13 protein-coding genes and 1 pseudogene are annotated in these 17104 nt (G+C 67.3%); 4 read left to right on the top strand and 10 right to left on the bottom strand.

The genetic code is table 11. The features are described from left to right. Positions 1–58 precede the first annotated feature (58 nt). The 5 genes and pseudogenes from CWT10_RS08905 to CWT10_RS08925 all read right to left on the bottom strand — a co-directional run bounded on the left by CWT10_RS08905 (position 59) and on the right by CWT10_RS08925 (position 5949). A complete protein-coding gene (locus CWT10_RS08905) occupies positions 59–1312 on the bottom strand; it encodes an SPFH domain-containing protein (RefSeq protein WP_103062704.1) in 1254 nt (417 codons plus the stop codon). Positions 1313–1433: 121 nt separating this feature from the next. Next, positions 1434–1886 carry an NfeD family protein gene (locus CWT10_RS08910; protein ID WP_103062703.1) on the bottom strand — a complete coding sequence of 151 codons (453 nt, stop codon included), beginning with the start codon at positions 1884–1886 and terminating at the stop codon, positions 1434–1436. Positions 1887–2730: 844 nt separating this feature from the next. Continuing rightward, positions 2731–2904: a hypothetical protein gene (locus CWT10_RS08915; protein WP_158247620.1), complete on the bottom strand. Its 174-nt coding sequence runs from the start codon at positions 2902–2904 to the stop codon at positions 2731–2733. 1012 nt (positions 2905–3916) lie between these two features. After that, positions 3917–4751, bottom strand: a pseudogene (locus tag CWT10_RS08920) (IS5 family transposase). A 415-nt stretch (positions 4752–5166) separates the two neighbouring features. Continuing rightward, complete coding sequence (locus tag CWT10_RS08925; RefSeq protein ID WP_103062566.1) at positions 5167–5949, bottom strand: ABC transporter ATP-binding protein; 783 nt, start codon at positions 5947–5949, stop codon at positions 5167–5169. Between the two features lie 60 nt (positions 5950–6009). Between CWT10_RS08925 and CWT10_RS08930 the strand changes: the two genes are divergently transcribed. Further along, positions 6010–6720, top strand: a complete 711-nt coding sequence (locus CWT10_RS08930; RefSeq protein WP_103062567.1) for a hypothetical protein — start codon at positions 6010–6012, stop codon at positions 6718–6720. Between the two features lie 63 nt (positions 6721–6783). On the opposite strand, the gene CWT10_RS08935 is transcribed toward CWT10_RS08930, so the two are convergent. Together CWT10_RS08935 and glgA are read right to left on the bottom strand one after the other, a co-directional pair. Beyond that, entirely contained in the window at positions 6784–8934 is a 2151-nt protein-coding gene (locus tag CWT10_RS08935) for a glycoside hydrolase family 3 protein (RefSeq protein WP_103062568.1), read from the bottom strand. A 217-nt stretch (positions 8935–9151) separates the two neighbouring features. Next, positions 9152–10384 carry a glycogen synthase gene (glgA, locus tag CWT10_RS08940; RefSeq protein ID WP_103062580.1) on the bottom strand — a complete coding sequence of 411 codons (1233 nt, stop codon included), beginning with the start codon at positions 10382–10384 and terminating at the stop codon, positions 9152–9154. A gap of 254 nt (positions 10385–10638) precedes the next feature. Here glgA and CWT10_RS08945 point away from each other — a divergent pair, with 254 nt between their 5' ends. Both CWT10_RS08945 and serB read left to right on the top strand, forming a co-directional pair. Beyond that, positions 10639–11883, top strand: a complete 1245-nt coding sequence (locus CWT10_RS08945; RefSeq protein WP_103062569.1) for a glucose-1-phosphate adenylyltransferase — start codon at positions 10639–10641, stop codon at positions 11881–11883. Positions 11884–11967: 84 nt separating this feature from the next. Beyond that, complete coding sequence (gene serB / locus CWT10_RS08950; RefSeq protein WP_103062570.1) at positions 11968–12678, top strand: phosphoserine phosphatase SerB; 711 nt, start codon at positions 11968–11970, stop codon at positions 12676–12678. Between the two features lie 136 nt (positions 12679–12814). On the opposite strand, the gene CWT10_RS08955 is transcribed toward serB, so the two are convergent. After that, a complete protein-coding gene (locus CWT10_RS08955; protein WP_103062571.1) occupies positions 12815–13327 on the bottom strand; it encodes a SixA phosphatase family protein in 513 nt (170 codons plus the stop codon). Positions 13328–13491: 164 nt separating this feature from the next. Beyond that, on the bottom strand, positions 13492–14337 hold the full coding sequence (locus CWT10_RS08960) for an SDR family oxidoreductase (protein WP_103062572.1): 846 nt from the start codon (positions 14335–14337) through the stop codon (positions 13492–13494). A 55-nt stretch (positions 14338–14392) separates the two neighbouring features. Between CWT10_RS08960 and dusB the strand changes: the two genes are divergently transcribed. Next, a complete protein-coding gene (gene dusB / locus CWT10_RS08965) occupies positions 14393–15742 on the top strand; it encodes a tRNA dihydrouridine synthase DusB (RefSeq protein WP_416171699.1) in 1350 nt (449 codons plus the stop codon). Between the two features lie 15 nt (positions 15743–15757). Here the strand turns inward: dusB and CWT10_RS08970 are convergent, their stop codons facing one another. Then, positions 15758–16963, bottom strand: coding sequence for a YibE/F family protein (locus tag CWT10_RS08970; RefSeq protein ID WP_103062574.1), 1206 nt, complete (start codon positions 16961–16963; stop codon positions 15758–15760). Positions 16964–17104: the final 141 nt, after the last annotated feature.

The following is a 17104-nucleotide window of genomic DNA, read 5'->3' on the forward strand; positions in this document are numbered from 1 at the left end:
AACCAGCAGCCCCTCAGCGTCTTGTTATTTCACTGGCGGCAGGTAGTTGGGGCGCGTCTCACGCATCCAGACCCGAGGGCGGGATGGAGGGCGGCACTCCTCCGGCTGGAGGGGCGTCGGCGCGACGGCCGGAGGTCGGCAGCGTAGTCGTGGCGGCTCCCCCACCTGAGCGGTCCGCCGAGGGCGCCGGTTCAGACACTGGCGACGACGGCGCCGTGGGGCTCATGCCCGGCGTCGCATCGGCTGCCTCGGCCTCCTGAGAAGCGGAGGCGGCCTCACCCCGAGCCTGGGCAAGAGCCTCTTCGGGAGCCTGCAGACTGGTTTCGGCGAGGTTGTCGGCAATGTCCAGCGTCGTGTCCATGCCGCTGACGTCCACGCTCACCTCGTCATCGGTGTGTGCGCCGAAGGCGCCCGAGCCGGATCCGCCCCCGGACTTGCCGCCCAGGGCGTCGGCGATGCCGTCCAGGGCGGCGGTGAACTCGGTGGGGACGATCCACATCTTGGACGACGAACCGTTGGCAATCTTCGGCAGGGTCTGCAAGTACTGGTATGCCAGCAGCTTGGGGTCCGCATTGCCCCGGTGGATGGCGTCAAATACCTGGAGGATCGCCTGAGACTCGCCCTGTGCCTTGAGGATGGCCGACTGGGCCTGGCCCTCGGCGCGCAGGATCGCGGACTGCCGGTCTCCCTCAGCGGTGAGGATCTGGGACTGCTTTACGCCCTCGGCCGTCAGGATGGCGGCGCGGCGGTCACGCTCGGCACGCATCTGCTGTTCCATGGCACCCTGGATGGAGGCAGGCGGTTCAATGGACTTCAGCTCCACATTGGAAACGCGGATGCCCCAGCGGCCGGTGGCCTGGTCCAGCACGCCTCGCAGCTGACCGTTGATCTGGTCACGGCTGGTGAGCGTCTGCTCCAGGTCCATGGCGCCGATCACGTTACGCAGCGTGGTGACGGTCAGCTGTTCAATGGCCTGCAGGTAGTTGGCGATCTCGTAGGTGGCGCGCTTGGGGTCGGTGACCTGGTAGTAGATGACCGAGTCGATGGACACGACCAGGTTGTCGGAGGTGATCACCGGCTGCGGCGGGAAGGAGACGACCTGCTCGCGCAGATCCACGGTGTTGCGCACGCGGTCGATGAAGGGCACCAGCAAGTGCATGCCGGCGCCGTACTCCGCCTGGAACTTGCCCAGACGCTCGACGATAATCGCATAGGACTGCGGGACGATCCGCACCGCCCGGAACAGGGCGACGACCACGAACAGCAGTATCAGTATGAGAATGACCACGAGCACAACCTCGAATCCGTTCACGAGAGGGCCTTTCCACGAAGTTGCTCAGCAGCATACGCGAGTGCCTGGCGCAGAATCGTTAGATTGTGGACGACCCCAGCTCGGATTCGCCGTCAGTGATCACGGGTGAAGCTCGCGAAAGTCACTTCGGCACGACGACTGCCACCGCCCCGTCGATCGCAACCACGCGCACTCCCGCTCCGGGCTCAATGTGCGCGGTGGCGTTAGTACCGTAGGCATCCGGGGTCTCAGCCAGGCGGGCGCTCCACTCCTCGCCGTCGAGGTTGATACGGCCATCCCGGGCGTCGACCACCGTCAGGGCCGTGGCCTCCCGTCCGATGCGGGCCGAGGCGTTGGTGCGCATTTGCGGGGTGGTAGAGGCCAGGTGCCGTTTTGCCCAGGGGCGGACCGCCACCAGCAGCAGCGCGGCCACAATGGCGAATACGATCACCTGCACCCACACGGGGGCGCCCAACGCGGCGGCCAGGGCGGCCCCGAGGGCGCCGCCTGAGAGCATGAGGAAGGTCAGGTCCGCCGTCGCCGTCTCAATGACGCCGAGTACTAGGGCGGCTCCGACCCACCACAGCCAAATCATCGTGTCCTCCTCTGGTCTGCGTGCGCCCCGGCGAGCCGGGGCGGGACTAATACGGGCATTTCAGGCGCCACGGGCAGTGTACCGTCCGCTGCCCTTGGTGATCTCCAGTGGGAGACCGCGGGTCGTGGTGAAGACCTCGCCGGCGAAGCCTCCGTCCAGGGGCAGCTGCGACGGCCGTGCCCCGGCGCAGGACGAGACCGTGGGTGACCTGTTTCAGCGTTAATGTCCGCTTGGGGCGGTTGGATCAGACATCATCGTGGTCTTCTCGGTTGGTTTGATTGTCTCGTTGTTTGCGGTTGTAGGCAAGACGCCGACGTGACTCATCTCAGGTGCCCGCGAGAGAGGCTCGGTGCCTCATCTGGAACTGCTCGCGAGAGTCGCGGATCGTGGTGGGCATGCGGTGGTGGGTTGTTTGGTGCAGGCCAGGGCGGAGATCACCAGGAAGTACGCAGGGGCGTATGCCAAGGCGCCCAGAGAAGGACAAGGGGAGGATACCGGCGTGATGTGTGCGCGGTGACCGGATGGAGCCGGGAGGGCTCCAGGCGACGCCTGAGGGCGGTAGCCAAGCGCCCTCCTGGCGCAGGAAAACCGCAACCGCGTGCCCGGGCGCGCAAGTACTCCTACGACGCCTTAAAGGTACTCCAGCGCGTGTGGGCGGCCAGCGGCGGGGCAGTTGCGGCAAATACTTGAAGGTGTCCATGCCGCCGCTCCCGGGGCCTGCCGGGAGGGCCGCGGGCGAGCTCGTAGACGGTCAGGACCGATACAGCCACCAGGTGCGGCGTGAGCCGGGTGTCTATGAGCGCGACAAGCCATCGACCGTGTCAAGCCTCGGGTTTCGTAGAGGCTATTTTATCTGGCGCCGGTAGTTGCCGGCTGGGGTTTGGTTGGTGGTCTGCTCGCCGACGTCCTGGGCGTCGGCGTTGTCGATGATGTCGGAGCCGTCGGCGATGGTGCCGGTGATGGTGTCTTCTTGTGGTGGTGGGGTGTAGGCCTGCTCGTACTCGATCGGGGCGTGCATGCCTGTGGCGCAGTGGGGGCGTACGGTGCTCGACCAGTTGCGCCCACTGGGTGGCGGCGAACACGGGCGTCCTCGATACTCTGCCAGGGCCCATGGGAGTCGAGGTAGTGGCGGCCCAAGGATCAGCTCGGCCTTGTACAGCCAGTATCAGGGCCTCGGCCAGAGCGGAGCCGAAAGGAAGTCGCCCTCGGGTGCCCACCGAGGCCACCGCGTCGCAGTCGGAGGGGGCCTGCCCGCACTCGGATGGCCCGGTACTGGACCCCGCGGCCGCGTGTGGCGGGGTCAGGCCGGTAAGGTCGGCTCCTTCGCGCCGGGTGCTGCCAGATACCCATTTTCAGGGCGCCCCTGGGCCAGGTCGGTGCACACGGGCTCGCGGGTGGTCTGCCAGCCGACTATCCGAGGCGAGCAGCACGTCGGCGGGCGAAAGCAGGCGCACCACCCGGCCGGACAGGGTGCGCACACAGGTGGGGGTACCTCCCACGTAGTGGGGGAAGTGTCCACACGCCCACAAGTCGTTCGGTCTGGAAGCGCTGAAGTGCATGCCCGCCAGGTCCGCCGGGCATGCGTCCTTCGGTGCGGACCGGGTCGTCCTGGGCGATTTGGCGCGGCCGGTGGCCTCGTAGGCCCATGTCCCGCATCAGACGCACCCGCGGTGCAGCAGGCGCCACATGCCCCAGACCATGCCGCTCACAGGCCTCAGGACGGCCCCGCATGGCGTGCATCTTCCTTACGCCCAGTACGCAGTAGTTCTTCTCATGCACTCTGCTGATCTCGGCCTTGAGGGCGTCATCGCGTCTACTCCTTGCCGATGGGGGACGACTCCTGGCTGCGCAAGTTAGGTGCTCGGGGCGATCTTGACACCGGCACTGGTCAACGCCTGGCACAACCGGCACAGGCCCCAAGGTCCGCCTTGTTGCCCGTCGATGAATGAGATACGCAACGCCTCCGGGGCGGGACGCCCAGCTCCTCAGCGATCCTCCAGGTTCGCCCCCTTAGAGTTCGCGTCAGTAGGTCATGGTTTGCGTGTGGGTCGTTGGTCCCAGCGGTGGGTGGTCCAGGCCCGGTGGATGAGGTTGCGTATGGTGATGATGGTGTTGGCCAGGGCGATGAACGCGTCGATGACGGTGGTGCGCACCTCGGTGCAGACCTGGAGTTTACGGAAGCCGCGGTTGTGCCAGGAGTTGGTGCGCTCGACCACCCATCGGCTGCCGGCCTGAAGAGGCGTGCCCTTAGGGGAGATCTGCCCCTCGCAGCCCAGCACCTCAAGCAGCTGGCGGGTCTTGCGGTTGTCGTAGCCGGCATCAAGGTGCACGGTGATGCGCTCGGGCAGGCCCGGAGCCGAACCGGCTCAGGCACTCCAGGGTGGGGGCCAGTAGCGGGGAGTCGTTACGGTTGGCCGGGGCGGCCACCACCCCAATGGGGATTCCGTTGCCTTCGACCATCACTGAGCGCTTGGTGCCCTGCTTGCCCCTGTCCACCGGGGAGGGGCCGGCGGCCTGGCCCCCGCAGGGGGCTTTTACCAGGCAGCCGTCCACGCACAGGTCCTCCAGGGCCAGGCCTGCGATCTTGTCGTAGGCCTCCAGGGCGGCCTGCTCCAGGGCGGTGAACACGCCGGCCGCGATCCACTCCTCGCGTCGGCGTCGGATGGTGGCCGCCGAGCAAGTGGCATCGGCGATCTTTTCATAGGCGGCTCCCAGCACCAGGACCTGGACGAGCTTGTCGAACACGACCCGATCCGGGATGCGGGGCCGGTGGCAGCCCAGCGGATGGTTGTCGACATGCTCGGGCAGTAGAGCACTGAACTGGACCCACAACGGGTCCATGAGCGAAGATGGCAGTACGGGCACCAGGACCCCCTGTCTGTGCAGGAACGATCGTCGAACAACTCATTCCTACCGGGACCTCGTGCCCACACCCTGCTCCCACACCACACCTACTGACGCGAACTCTTAGACCTCTCCGGATCCCTACGGGCCTCCACAGCCATCCTGGTGGCCCGCTCCCGCAACCCTCTTCGGGATACTTCCTCTGCGCACTCCCGGCAGTGATCCTTCCGTGCATTCACTACCTCCACCAAACCCGGGACGATTCAACTTTGCCGAGCCCCTGAACTCCGAGAGGTGTGGTATACCCGTTGTCTACAACCGGAGACGTGGACAGGACTGCGGGCGGCGAGCTTAGCCGAGTCTCGCATTCTGAGAACGATGCAGTGCAGGTGTTCTGCGCCCCCGTGGGCTGGGGAGAGGTTGGTGGGGGTGCTTCTCAGGCACCGCGTGCGGTGTACCGGCCACGATCCTTGGCGATCTCCAACGGAAGACCGAAGGTGGTGGTGATGGCCTGACTGGTCATGACGCCGTCCAGCGGCCCCGAGGCCACCACCCGACCGCCTCGCAGGGCCAGGCCGTGGGTGAAGCCCACCGGTATCTCCTCCAGATGATGAGTGACCAGCAGCATGGAGGGCGCACCCGGGCCGGAAATGATCTCGGTCAGTGCGGCCAACAGCTGCTCGCGGCCCGCCAGGTCCAAGCCTGCAGCCGGTTCGTCCAGTATCAGCAGTTCCGGATCGGGCATCAGTGCGCGAGCGAGTTCAATCCGCTTACGCTCACCGGAGGAGAGATTCGCCCAGCTGCGCTCGGCCAGGTGGAGCGCATCGAGTGCAGCCAGAAGCGCCCGGGCGCGCTCAACGTCGAAATCGTCATACTCCTGCCGCCACACCCCGATGCTGCCATAGGAGGCGGATAGAACCACCGACAAGGCGCTCTCGCCTCCCTGGACCCGTCCGGCCAGGGCGGTTGAAGCCAGACCTATGCGGGGGCGCAGCTCGGATACGTCCACTGCGCCCAGTCGCTCCCCCAGGACATCGACCGTGCCCGTGGACGGGAACAGGCGAGCCGAGGCGATACGGGCGATTGTGGTCTTCCCTGCGCCATTGGGGCCGAGCAGCACCCAGTGCTGCCCCTCCTCCACACTCCAGTTCACATGCGAGAGGATCTGAGCAGTGCCGCGGTGCAGCGAGACGTCGTCAAAGCGGAGCACGCTGGTCATGTGATCACCCTATCCTGCGCGACGGTGCGGCCCCCTCGCATTTGGCACTAAGGTGCGGCCGTGGATCCGCTTGCAATGCCCGTGTCCGTCCTACTGGCCCTGTGGGCCCCCCAGCCATCCTCCCAGGGACGCGCCGTCGTGCAGGGCGAGGACGGCGCGCACGAGGCCATCGACGACGCCTCACCGTGGGGGTTGGGCCGTTTACCCCTGGAGCGGTGGGTGGCCGATTTTGGTCCGCTCGCGCGTGCCGGCGCGGTACTGCCCTCCCCCGCGGACCCGTTGCCGGGGCTGGGCGCCGCCATTGAGGTCGGCCAGGGCGTGGTCCTGGAGGCCACCACTGGACGCCGGGTGCTGCTGGTGCCCCAGGCCGCGGGCGCGTCGGTGGCCTGGCAGGTGGAGGAGGTGCTCGCCCCGCTGCCGCCCTTCGATCCCTCTCAGGCGCGCCGCGACGTGCACACCGCCACCGAAGCGGCGATCGATGCGCTGATAGAGCTGGATTTGGCCCGTGAGCGCCCCGAACTGGCCGACACACTCAACGACCTGGTCACCGCCGTCATCGATCCGCGCCTGCTGCCGCCCGGCCTGGACGCCCGCCGCCGCACCCTGTTGGAACGTTCCCTGCGACTGCGGGCCATCTGCACCCTAGCCCTGGCCGACGACGGCGCGGCGGCCACGTTGTTGCAGGCCTCTCGGCGCGCGACTGTACTGCGCCCGCTGTTGACCACCGCCCGCCAGGGCGTTGCTGCGGCCACCGAGTGGTGGGCTCGCTGATCCGGGCCGCAAGGTCGCAGTGATAAGCGCTCGGACACTTGGTGGCGGACCGAACCGGGGGCATCAGACGACCAGCGGGACTGCGTTGGCGTCGTGGGCGTGGAAGGCGACGTCGAGGCAGACGGGTCCGTCGGTGAGGACGATCCGCCCGACCTGCGGGTCCCATGAGCCCAGCTGCGTAAGACGCACCGGGACGTCCACCTCAGCGCTCCTTCCCGCGCGGACCTCCACCGTCGCGAATCCGAGAAGTTGAGTCTCCTCGCGGTGTGCCCCGCCGCGACCGTAGACCTGGATGACCTGGATGCCATCACGGGCGCCGGTGTTGGTAACGCGGACACGGACGGTGATGACACGCTCCGCTCCCTGGCCGGTTGAGGCGATGACCTGCGCACCATCAAGACGGTAGGCGCAGTAGGACAGCCCCCAGCCCAGTGGGAAGGCCGCTTCGACGCCGAGTCGGTCCAGTAGGCGCTGACCGTGCCAGCGGTCGTAGGTCACCGCCGTCCAGTCGCGATTGAAGGCCGGCAGGTGGTCCTCGCTTGTGGGTATGGAGAAGGGCAGGCGCCCCGATGGGTTGGCGGCGCCGAAGAGGACATCGGCGAGTGCGTGACCGCCCTCCATTCCCGCGTACCACATCATGACTATGGCCGGAATCTTGTTCCGCCAGCTCTCCATGATGATGGGGCCGGCGCCCACAAGCGTCACAACCGTGCGCGAGTTTGCGGCGACCACGGCCCTGATGATCTCATCGTCGACCTCGCGCAGGGTCAGATGGGAGCGGTCTCCCCCGTATCCGGCGGTCATAACGGCGTTGGCGTCCCCGGTCGGCGCCTCGGCGCCTGCGGGCAGAGCGGGGAAGAGCCTGGTCAGCACAGGGTCGTTCATCGTGTCTCCACCGACCCACTCGCCCTCATCATGCTTATCGAAGCCGGCGACGATAATCGCCACGTCAGCCCGCGATGCGGCTCGAGCGGCCGCCTGCGGGTCATCGTCTGCGACGAGCACGATGCGAGCACCGGGGCAGGCTGCGCGTATGCCGTCCACGGGCGTGACGTGGCTGGGCGGATGGACCATCGAGGAGCCGGAGTCGCCCATATTCTCCGCCGTCGCCAGCCTGCCGATCACGGCGATCGTATCCAACTGCGATGACAGCGGCAGAATTGGGGAGCCGTCGACGTCATCATTCTTGAGCAGCGTCATGGCCCGGGTAGCGGCTTCGCGTGCGAGGGCGCGATGTTCAGCGGTGGCAAGCAGGGAGCTGTCCTCGGGCACATCCTTCCGGAAGGCATAGGAACGGAGCTGGGCTGCGAGCAGCCGCAGACCCGCGCGCCGTACCATCAGCCAACTCGTCTCGCCTGCGGCGAGTTGCCGCCTGAGGTTCTGGGCACGCTGCTGTGCAAAGGGCTCCTCAAGGTCTAGACCGTTGTTCAGCGATGTCGCCGCATCGCGCAGCCCCCAGATGAAGTCGGAGACGGTGATGCCATCCCAACCCCACTGCTCGCGCAGAACCTCGTGAAGCAGGTAGCGGTTCTGCCCCGCCCACTGGCCGTTGACGGAGTTGTAGGCACTCATGATGGCAGCCACGCCCTCGTCGACGACCCGCTTGAAGTGGGGCAGATACTGCTCGTGCAGGGAGGCCTCATCAATGGTGACATCAACCTGAAAGCGCTTGTTCTCCATTGAGTTCAGGGCGTAGTGCTTGGCGCAGGCCATGGCATAGCGCTGAACGCCCCGAGTCAGTGCGGCGCCCATCTCCCCCAGTATGCAGGTGTCCTCGCCGTAGGTCTCTTGAATTCGGCCCCAGGCGGGATGACGTGGCAGGTTGATGCACACGCCGCCGAAGAAATTGCCCCCGACCGCGCGCACCTCGGTTCCGATCGCCTCACCCACACGCTCCTCAAGGTCCACGTCCCAGGTCGCCCCGCGGGCCATGGACACGGGGAAGGCGGTGCCCTGGCCACTTACGCAACCGCGCGGGCCGTCGACGAAGCGTGTGCCGGGGATCCCCATCCGCTCCACGGCGCCGTGAACGTAGGGGGCGGCGTTGTAGCCGACCTGCATCATGTCGGCCATGCCCTGCCAGAACGGCTGATCGCCGTCCAGGAGGCCGAGGCGCTCGTCGTCGGTCAGTTGCTCATAGAGGTAGGCGGCCTGGGCGAATGGATCGGCGCCATCGCGAACGGCCTGCACGGACTGGTCGAAGGATGTGGTCATGCTGTTCCTCCAGCTGGTGGTGTCATCGTTGACGCGAACAGGCGCCGACCAATTAGTAGGTCGGGACAACTAACCTAGCATCGTCTTGCTCCGCTCACAAGGGGTGGTTGCCTTTCGGCGGTCGCGCCGATGCAGCGACGGCGGCGCACGCCTCGCCGCAGAGGGACGCCGCCGCCCGGGTGGGCGACGGCGTCCAGCGGCGCTCAGGTTCGCGGCGTCAGCGCGGATTGGCCAGCGCCCAGCGGTAGACCTCCATGGTGCGGTCCGCGATCGCGGTCCAGGAGAAGTGCTCCTCCACCCGCTTGCGGGCGGCCGCACCCATCTGCTGGGCCTTGTTGGCGTCCATGACCAGGTCGCTCAGGCGCTGGGCCAGGTCAGTGGCGAACTGCTCCGGGTCGATCGGCGTGCCGGTGCCGTCCTGCAGCTGCTCGATCGGCACCAGGTAGCCGGTCTCGCCGTCGACGATCACGTCCGGGATGCCACCGGTGGCCGAGCCGACCACCGGCAGTCCCATGGCCATGGCCTCAAGGTTGACGATGCCGAGCGGCTCGTACACCGACGGGCAGACGAACACGTCGGAGGCGGCCAGCACGGCCTGAAGCTCACGGTGCGGAAGCATCTCCTCGATCATGATCACACCGGTGCGCTGACCCTGCAGGGCGGCCACGGCCTCGTCCACCTCGGCCTTGATCTCCGGGGTGTCGGGAGCACCGGCGCACAGGATGACCTGGACCTCGCCGGGCAGTTTCTCCACCGCCCGCAACAGGTGCGGCAGCCCCTTCTGGCGGGTGATGCGGCCAACAAACACGATCGTGGGGCGGGAGGTATCGATGCCGTAGCGCTGGCGGACCTGTTCGGCGAGCGCCTCGAACTCGGCATCCTCGGGGCGGGCCCAGCCGGCCAAGTCGATGCCGTTGTGCACCACCTTGACACGCTCGGGGTCAACCTTCGGGTAGGACTTGAGGATGTCGGCACGCATGCCGTTGGACACGGCGATGATTGCGGAAGCGCCCTCATAGGCCTGTTGCTCGGCCCAGGATGACAGTGCGTAACCGCCACCCAGCTGTTCGGCCTTCCAGGGGCGCATGGGCTCCAGGGAGTGGGCGGACAGGACATGCGGGATGCCATAGAGCAAGCCCGCCAGATGCCCGGCGAGGTTGGCGTACCAGGTATGGGAGTGGACGATGTCCGCCCCCTCGACGCCGGGGACCATCTCCAGATCTACGCCCAGGGTGCGCAGTGCGGCATTGGCGCCCTCCAGCTCGGCGACCTCCGGGTAACCGGTCACGCCCGCATCGGCGCCCTCGGTACCGGGCTCGCGAGGACCTCCGAAGGCGTGCACGCGCACGTCCGCCAGCGGACGCAGCACCTTGGCGAGCTCATTGACGTGGACGCCGGCACCGCCGTAGATGAACGGCGGATACTCCCTGGTCAGCAGATCAACTCGCAGTGCGTCATTGATGTTGGATTCTTCGGTCACAGCGCTCTCCTTCGTGGTCGTGCACCCGTGCACGTCCGGCGGGCCTTGTTGTAGGTCACACAGTATCCCCCAGCGGGGTTCGGCGCGCTGTTTTTGGCGGGGCCGAGTCCGACTGCCCTGACACGCCGCATGACTGCTTGGAGGTGTCGATTGTTCTGCGGGCACTTCGATCCAATCGATCCAATCGACTCCCAAGATGACGAAAATCACCGTAAGGTGGGCCCATGGCTTCTCCTCGCGTCCTCGCAATCATCCTCGCCGGCGGCGAAGGCAAGCGCCTGATGCCGCTGACGGTAGACCGCGCCAAGCCGGCCGTGCCCTTCGGGGGCATCTACCGGCTCATCGACTTCTCCCTGTCAAACATGATCAACTCGCGCTTCCTGAAGGTGGTTGTACTCACCCAGTACAAGTCCCACTCGCTTGACCGGCACATCTCCGCCACCTGGCGCATGTCGGACATGCTGGGCAACTACATCGCCCCGGTCCCCGCCCAGCAGCGCGTCGGCAAGCACTGGTTCCTCGGCTCGGCCGACGCCATCTACCAGTCTCTGAACCTGGTCGAGGACGAGCGCCCGGACTATGTCGTCATCACCGGGGCCGACAACATCTACCGCATGGACTTCTCCCAGATGCTCGACCACCACATCGCCTCCGGTCTGCCGTGCACCGTCGCCGGCATCCGGCAGCCGCGCGAGCTGGCGGACCAGTTCGGAATCATCGAGTCCGATCCCGGCTCACCGGGCAAGATCAAGGCCTTCGTCGAGAAGCCCAAGCAGACCCCGGGCCTGCCGGACTCCCCCGACGAGGTGCTCGCCTCCATGGGTAACTACATCATGGACGCCGATGCCCTGACCGAGGCGGTCACCATTGACGCCGCTGACGAGTCCTCCAAACATGACATGGGAGGCAATATCGTTCCCTGGTTCGTCGAACGGGGCGGAGCAGGCGTGTACGACTTCAAGGACAACGAGGTCCCCGGCGCCACCGAGCGCGACCGCGACTACTGGCGGGACGTCGGAACCGTGGACGCCTTCTACGAGGCGCACCAGGATCTGATCAGCGTCACTCCCGTATTCAACCTGTACAACAGCCAGTGGCCGCTGTACGCGGGTTACTCGGGCTCCATGCCCCCGGCGAAGTTCGTCTACGGTCACCACGAGCGCCTGGGGCACGCAATCGACTCTATCGTCTCCCCCGGTGTCATCGTCTCCGGCGGTGAGGTCATCTCCTCGGTGCTCTCCCCCGCGGTGCGCGTGAACTCCTGGTCGTCGGTGCGCGAATCGGTGCTGATGGACGGCGTGAATGTGGGCCGCAACACCGTGGTCAACCGCGCCATCCTGGACAAGAACGTGATCGTCGAGGAGGGCGCCATGGTCGGTGTCGACCCCGAGCACGACCGCGAGCGCGGTTTCACGGTGACCGAGTCCGGAATCACGGTGGTGCCCAAGGGGCAGCGGGTCACGCGCTGAGGCCTCGCCGTCGCCCCGGGAACTCCTGAGCCCGGGGCCGCGTCACCCGCCGCGCCCCTGGTGGGCATTGGTTAACATCCGGTTATGCACACCTGTCCGCCTACGTCAGTGCCCCCCGAGGGGTCGCCGCGCGTCAGCGGTGCCCGCGCCCAGGGGGAACTGGCCTCACTGGGGCCCGGTCTGTTGGTTATGGACGTCGACTCGACCCTGATCGAACAGGAGGTGATCGAGCTGATCGCCGAGCGGGCGGGCACGCGCGAACGCGTCGCCGAAGTGACCGCCCGCGCTATGCACGGGCAGCTCGACTTCGCCGACTCCCTGCGCGAGCGCGTGGCGACCCTGGCTGGCGTTGCCGAGTCGGTGCTCGCCGAGGTCCTGGAGGAGGTCGAGCTGACGACCGGTGCGCACGAGCTCATTGCCGTGCTGCACGAGCGCGGCTGCCGGGTCGGGGTGGTGTCGGGAGGCTTCGAAGAGGTCGTATATCCGCTGGCACGGCGCCTGGGCATCGATCATGCGGCCGCCAACCGCCTGGAGGTGGCGGAGGGCGTGCTCACTGGTCGGGTGCTCGGACGGATCGTGGACCGGGAGGAGAAGACCCGCTGCCTGCACACCTGGGCGCAGGCCGATGGCGTGCCCATGGCGCGCACGGTTGCGCTGGGCGACGGTGCGAATGACCTGGGCATGATCGCCGCGGCGGGGCTGGGCGTAGCGTTCTGTGCCAAACCGGTCGTATCCGAGGCGGCGCCGGCCGCGGTGCATGTGCGCGACTTGACGGCGGTGCTGGACCTGCTTTAGCGCACTTGGGACCTGCCCTAGCGCACTTGCCCTAGCCGCAGTGCGGCTACCCCCGCCGAGGTCGGTCGATATAACCGCCGAGGTCGGTCGTTGTTACCGCCGAGGTCGGTCGAAGTGGCGCCGTGGCCCGCCGGTATCAGCGCGGGGCTGTGACGATTTCCTTCAGGTGCGCGGTCTGGGGGCCAAGCCCCGCCCAGTTGACCGACACCTGCAGCACGAGCGCCGTCGCGGTGGGGATGCCGAAGGAAACCTGGTTGGCCAGGTCATCGACGGTGTCGTGCAGCATGTGCGCAAGCACCGACACAGTCGGCTCATGGCCGACGACGAGCACCTGCCTGGTCGTCTCCGGCAGCGGCTGCAGCAGGCGGAGGATACCTCCGGGACCCTCATGATAGATCTCCGGCTCCACGCGCGTGAGCGACGGGGCCAGGCGCTCACGCATGGGACCGGCGGTCTGGCGGGCGCGGGCCGCCGGCGACACCAGCAGTAGGTCGAGGCTCGGCACCCGCCGTTCCAGGCAGTGGGCAAGCTCATCGGCAAGCACACGACCGCGGGAGGTCAGCGGACGCTCAAGATCAGTGGGGGCATTGTGGGACGCCTTCGAGTGCCGTACCAGCACGAGGATCTTCCCGGCGGAGTCAGTCGTCACGCGGATACCCTATAACCGCCGAGGTCGGTCGAAATAACCATCGAGATCGGTCGACATAACCATCGAGGTCGGTCCATACCCATTGCGCCTTGTGGGAAAGCGACGCCGCCAGGCTGGGTGCTCCCACCGCCGTGAACAGAAAGCCCTCGCTCTGGGGCCGCCACTCAGCGCAGGCGCAGAGCGGCGCCGCCGTCGGCGTAGATAACCGTTCCGGTAGTGGCCGGCAGCCATTCGGACAGCAACGCGACGGCGGTGCGTGCCACGGGTGCGGCGTCGCTACGATCCCAGCCGAGCGGCGCCAGCTGCTCCCAACGGGATGACAAGTACTCAATACCAGGGATCGCGCTGGCTGCGGGTGTGGCCAAGGGCCCGGCGCTGACGGCATTCACCCGCACACCCACCGGCCCCAGTTCCACGGCCAGTCCCCTGACGCTCGCCTCCAGGGCGGCCTTGAGCGGCCCCATCCAGCCATAGCCGGGGTGAACGTGGTCGGTGTCGAAGGTCAGGCAGACCACAGATGCACGTGGGGCGAGCATGAAGCGCAGGGCATCCACGAGGGCCGGCAGTGAGACCGTCGAGATGGCGAAGGCCTCCGCCAACGCCCGGCTGCGGTTATGCGCCTGCGTGGTCGAGGTGGTAGTGTCATCGGCCCCCGCATCGGCCTCCCGGGGCAACAGCGACCCGAGTACAGAACCATTGGCGTGGGCGACGGCGTGGACGACGCCGTCCAGGCGCTCCACGCCGACTTGCCGCAGTTGCGGAGCTAGACGCGACAAGGACTCCGGATCGGCCACATCCAGAGGAAGTACGGGGTGCACACCGAGGCAGCGGCGAGTAGTCGACTCGGTCAGGTGCAAGGTGCGCGGCTGACCGGTGAGCACCAGGCGGGCTCCCTGATCCCGAGCCGTGACGGCGATCGCAGTTGCAATCGAGGCCGGGCGCAGCACGCCAGTGACCAGGACGGTGCGGCCTTCGAGCAGGCCTGAGGACGGAACCGACTGCTCGCTCATGGCACCAGCTTCGCATGTAGCGACGCCCACGGCGCATATGTGCCAGCATGTGCCGGTGACCGCATCGCCCGAACCGACCCGGCTACCGCCCCTGCCGGCCAGGCAGTCCGCTAAGCCGCAGCCCAGCCCCACGGATGGGCAGCCCCGCGGGGGCCCCGTCGAGCCGTTGCGCATTGGCCCACTTCAGATCGCCACGCCGGTGGTTCTGGCCCCCATGGCGGGAGTGACCAATGCATCATTCAGGCGCCTGTGCCGCCGTTATGGCGAGACCGCTCTGCCCGACGCGCTACGCCCTACTCACGACGGACCGGTGATCACCGCCGACGGCGGTCTGGCCGCCCCAGCCGGCCTGTACGTCACCGAGATGGTCACCACCCGCGCCCTGGTGGAGCGCAATGCGAAGACTCTGGCGATGGTGCGCACGGACCCCCAGGAACGGGTGCGTTCCATCCAACTGTACGGCGTGGATCCGGCTACGGTTGCCGCGGCTGTGGGCATCCTGGTGGCCGAGGACCTGGCCGACCACATCGACCTCAACTTCGGCTGCCCCGTGCCCAAGGTCACTCGCAAGGGTGGGGGCGCCGCCCTGCCGTGGAAGCGGGATCTGTTGGAAGCGATTATGCGTGCAGCGGTGCAGGCCTCCCAGACGGCGGTTCGCACCTGCCATCGGGAACGCGAGGTTCCGATTACGGTCAAGATGCGCCTGGGCATCGACGATGAGCACGAGACCTTCCTGGATGCTGCACGCATTGCCGCCAATGCCGGAGTCTCCGCCCTGTCACTACATGCACGCACTGCGAGGCAGCACTACGCGGGCAAGGCGCGCTGGGACCAGATCGCCCGTTTGAAGGAGGCCACCGAGCTGCCGGTCTTCGGCAACGGGGATGTGTGGAGCGGGGACGACGCCGTCGCCATGCTCGACGAAACCGGCTGTGACGGTGTGGTGGTCGGGCGCGGCTGCCAGGGGCGGCCGTGGTTGTTCGCGGACATCGTCTCCGCCATGCACGGTCGGGCACAGCGCGCCCGCCCCGACCTGGATGCGGTGATCGCAGTCATCAAGAAGCACGGTAGGCTGCTGGCGGCGGAACTGGGACAGGACCGGGGGGTGCGCGACCTGCGCAAGCACATCGGCTGGTATCTGAAGGGTTATCCAGTCGGCGGGGTGGCACGCGGAGAGTTGGTGCGCGTGTCCTCGCTGACCGAACTGGATAACGCTCTGACACGAATGCGGGAGCGGCTGCCCGAACGGGTCCCCTTCCCGGGGACGGCGGCCGAGGGGCCGCGTGGCCGGGCCGGCCATCCGCGTACACCTCACCTACCCGATGGCTGGCTGGACTCCCCCTACCTGGGTGAGGAGGATCGTGCACTGCTGTCCGACGCCGAACTGGACGTGTCCGGCGGCTGAGCGCCGTTCGCGCAATCAGCCACGATCCGGCTCTCCAGCACGGCATAGGGCCGCGGCGATCGCCGTGGTCACCGGGATGGCCAGCACCAAGCCGATGGAGGACACCAGGGTGCGTACGACCTCTTCGGCGATCTCCCCTGACAGGAGCGTGTCGGTGACCGACCGGTCGATCAGAGAGGCCGCCAGGATCAGCGGCAGGGCGGTGCCGGCATAGGCGAAGGCGAGGGTGTAGACGGTTGAGGCGATGTGGTCACGACCTATCCGCATCCCGCCGGTGAACAGGCGGGCCCGTCCCAACGCCGGGTTGGCGGCATGCAGTTCCCACACGGCGGAGGCCTGGGTGATGGTCACGTCGTTGAGTACGCCCAGGGCCGCCACCACCATGCCGCAGGTGAGCAGCGCCTGTAGATTGATGCCGCCCACCATGGCCGTAAGCGTCAGGGAAGTCTCCTCGGTGGCGCCGGTCAGGTTGGCGGCGTCCACTCCCCACAGGGACAGCAGCACGGTTATGACCACTCCGGCGAAAGTGCCCAGCAGTGCGGTGGTGGTGCGCACGGAGATGCCGTGAGCGACGTAGACGGCCAGCAGCATCATGGCCGAAGCGCCCACCAGCGTCACCCACATGGGTGAGGCCAGGTCCAGTAGTGCCGGGATCATAAAGCCGAGCAACACGACGGTGGCCAGCAGCAGGCCCAGTACACTCAGGGCCCCTTTACGGCCGGCCACGGCGACGACGAGCACCAGGTAGACCACGGCCAATGCCGTCACCGGGACCTGCCGGGCGTAGTCGACGAATACGTATGGGGTACCGGAGGCGAGCGCGGCGGGCGTGTACATAACCGTCAGGCGGTCGCCAACATCGGCTGCGGGCAGGGACTCAGCGGGAATGTGCACCGGCATAGTCAAGCCCTCCCCCTCTCCGGAGGTGATCTCGGCGCAGACGGCATCGGCGAGCAAGGCGTTGTTTGACACGCCCTCCAACGCGCCGGCGGTGTCGGCGCAGGCGGCAGTATCCAGGGAGGTGATTGTGGCCGACTCCAGGCTGGCGCCGTCGGCGGTGAAGGGCCGGGAGCCGACCAGCGAGCTGTCGCCCGGCCACAGCACGATCAGGCCGATGAGCGTGGCCGCCACCAAAGGCACCACGATCGCGGCCAGCACCAGACGCACTCGTCTGGCCTCGGCCGCATCCAGCTCGATGGGCGCGGAGTGGGTGTGCGGCATCCGGATTGTGTGCGGGGTGTCTGTGGGCGCTCCAGCGGGAGGGTTTGCGGATGGATCAGTTGACGCAGCAGTGGTGGTGGGCGTCGTCTCGTCGTTCACGGCGCCATAATGCCTGCCAATGGTGTTGAACCGCGCTCGCCG

Origin of the sequence: Actinomyces qiguomingii (assembly GCF_004102025.1) — a bacterium.
Classification (GTDB): Bacteria; Actinomycetota; Actinomycetes; order Actinomycetales; family Actinomycetaceae; genus Actinomyces; species Actinomyces qiguomingii.

Excerpts from the sequence above, each read along its gene's own strand:
- CWT10_RS08915 (WP_158247620.1), bottom strand. The coding sequence starts at position 2,904 with ATGCACGCCCCGATCGAGTACGAGCAGGCCTACACCCCACCACCACAA.
- CWT10_RS08960 (WP_103062572.1), bottom strand. The coding sequence starts at position 14,337 with ATGAGCGAGCAGTCGGTTCCGTCCTCAGGCCTGCTCGAAGGCCGCACC.
- CWT10_RS08945 (WP_103062569.1), top strand. The coding sequence starts at position 10,639 with ATGGCTTCTCCTCGCGTCCTCGCAATCATCCTCGCCGGCGGCGAAGGC.
- serB (WP_103062570.1), top strand. The coding sequence starts at position 11,968 with ATGCACACCTGTCCGCCTACGTCAGTGCCCCCCGAGGGGTCGCCGCGC.
- CWT10_RS08925 (WP_103062566.1), bottom strand. The coding sequence starts at position 5,949 with ATGACCAGCGTGCTCCGCTTTGACGACGTCTCGCTGCACCGCGGCACT.
- CWT10_RS08935 (WP_103062568.1), bottom strand. The coding sequence starts at position 8,934 with ATGACCACATCCTTCGACCAGTCCGTGCAGGCCGTTCGCGATGGCGCC.
- CWT10_RS08910 (WP_103062703.1), bottom strand. The coding sequence starts at position 1,886 with ATGATTTGGCTGTGGTGGGTCGGAGCCGCCCTAGTACTCGGCGTCATT.
- CWT10_RS08970 (WP_103062574.1), bottom strand. The coding sequence starts at position 16,963 with ATGCCGCACACCCACTCCGCGCCCATCGAGCTGGATGCGGCCGAGGCC.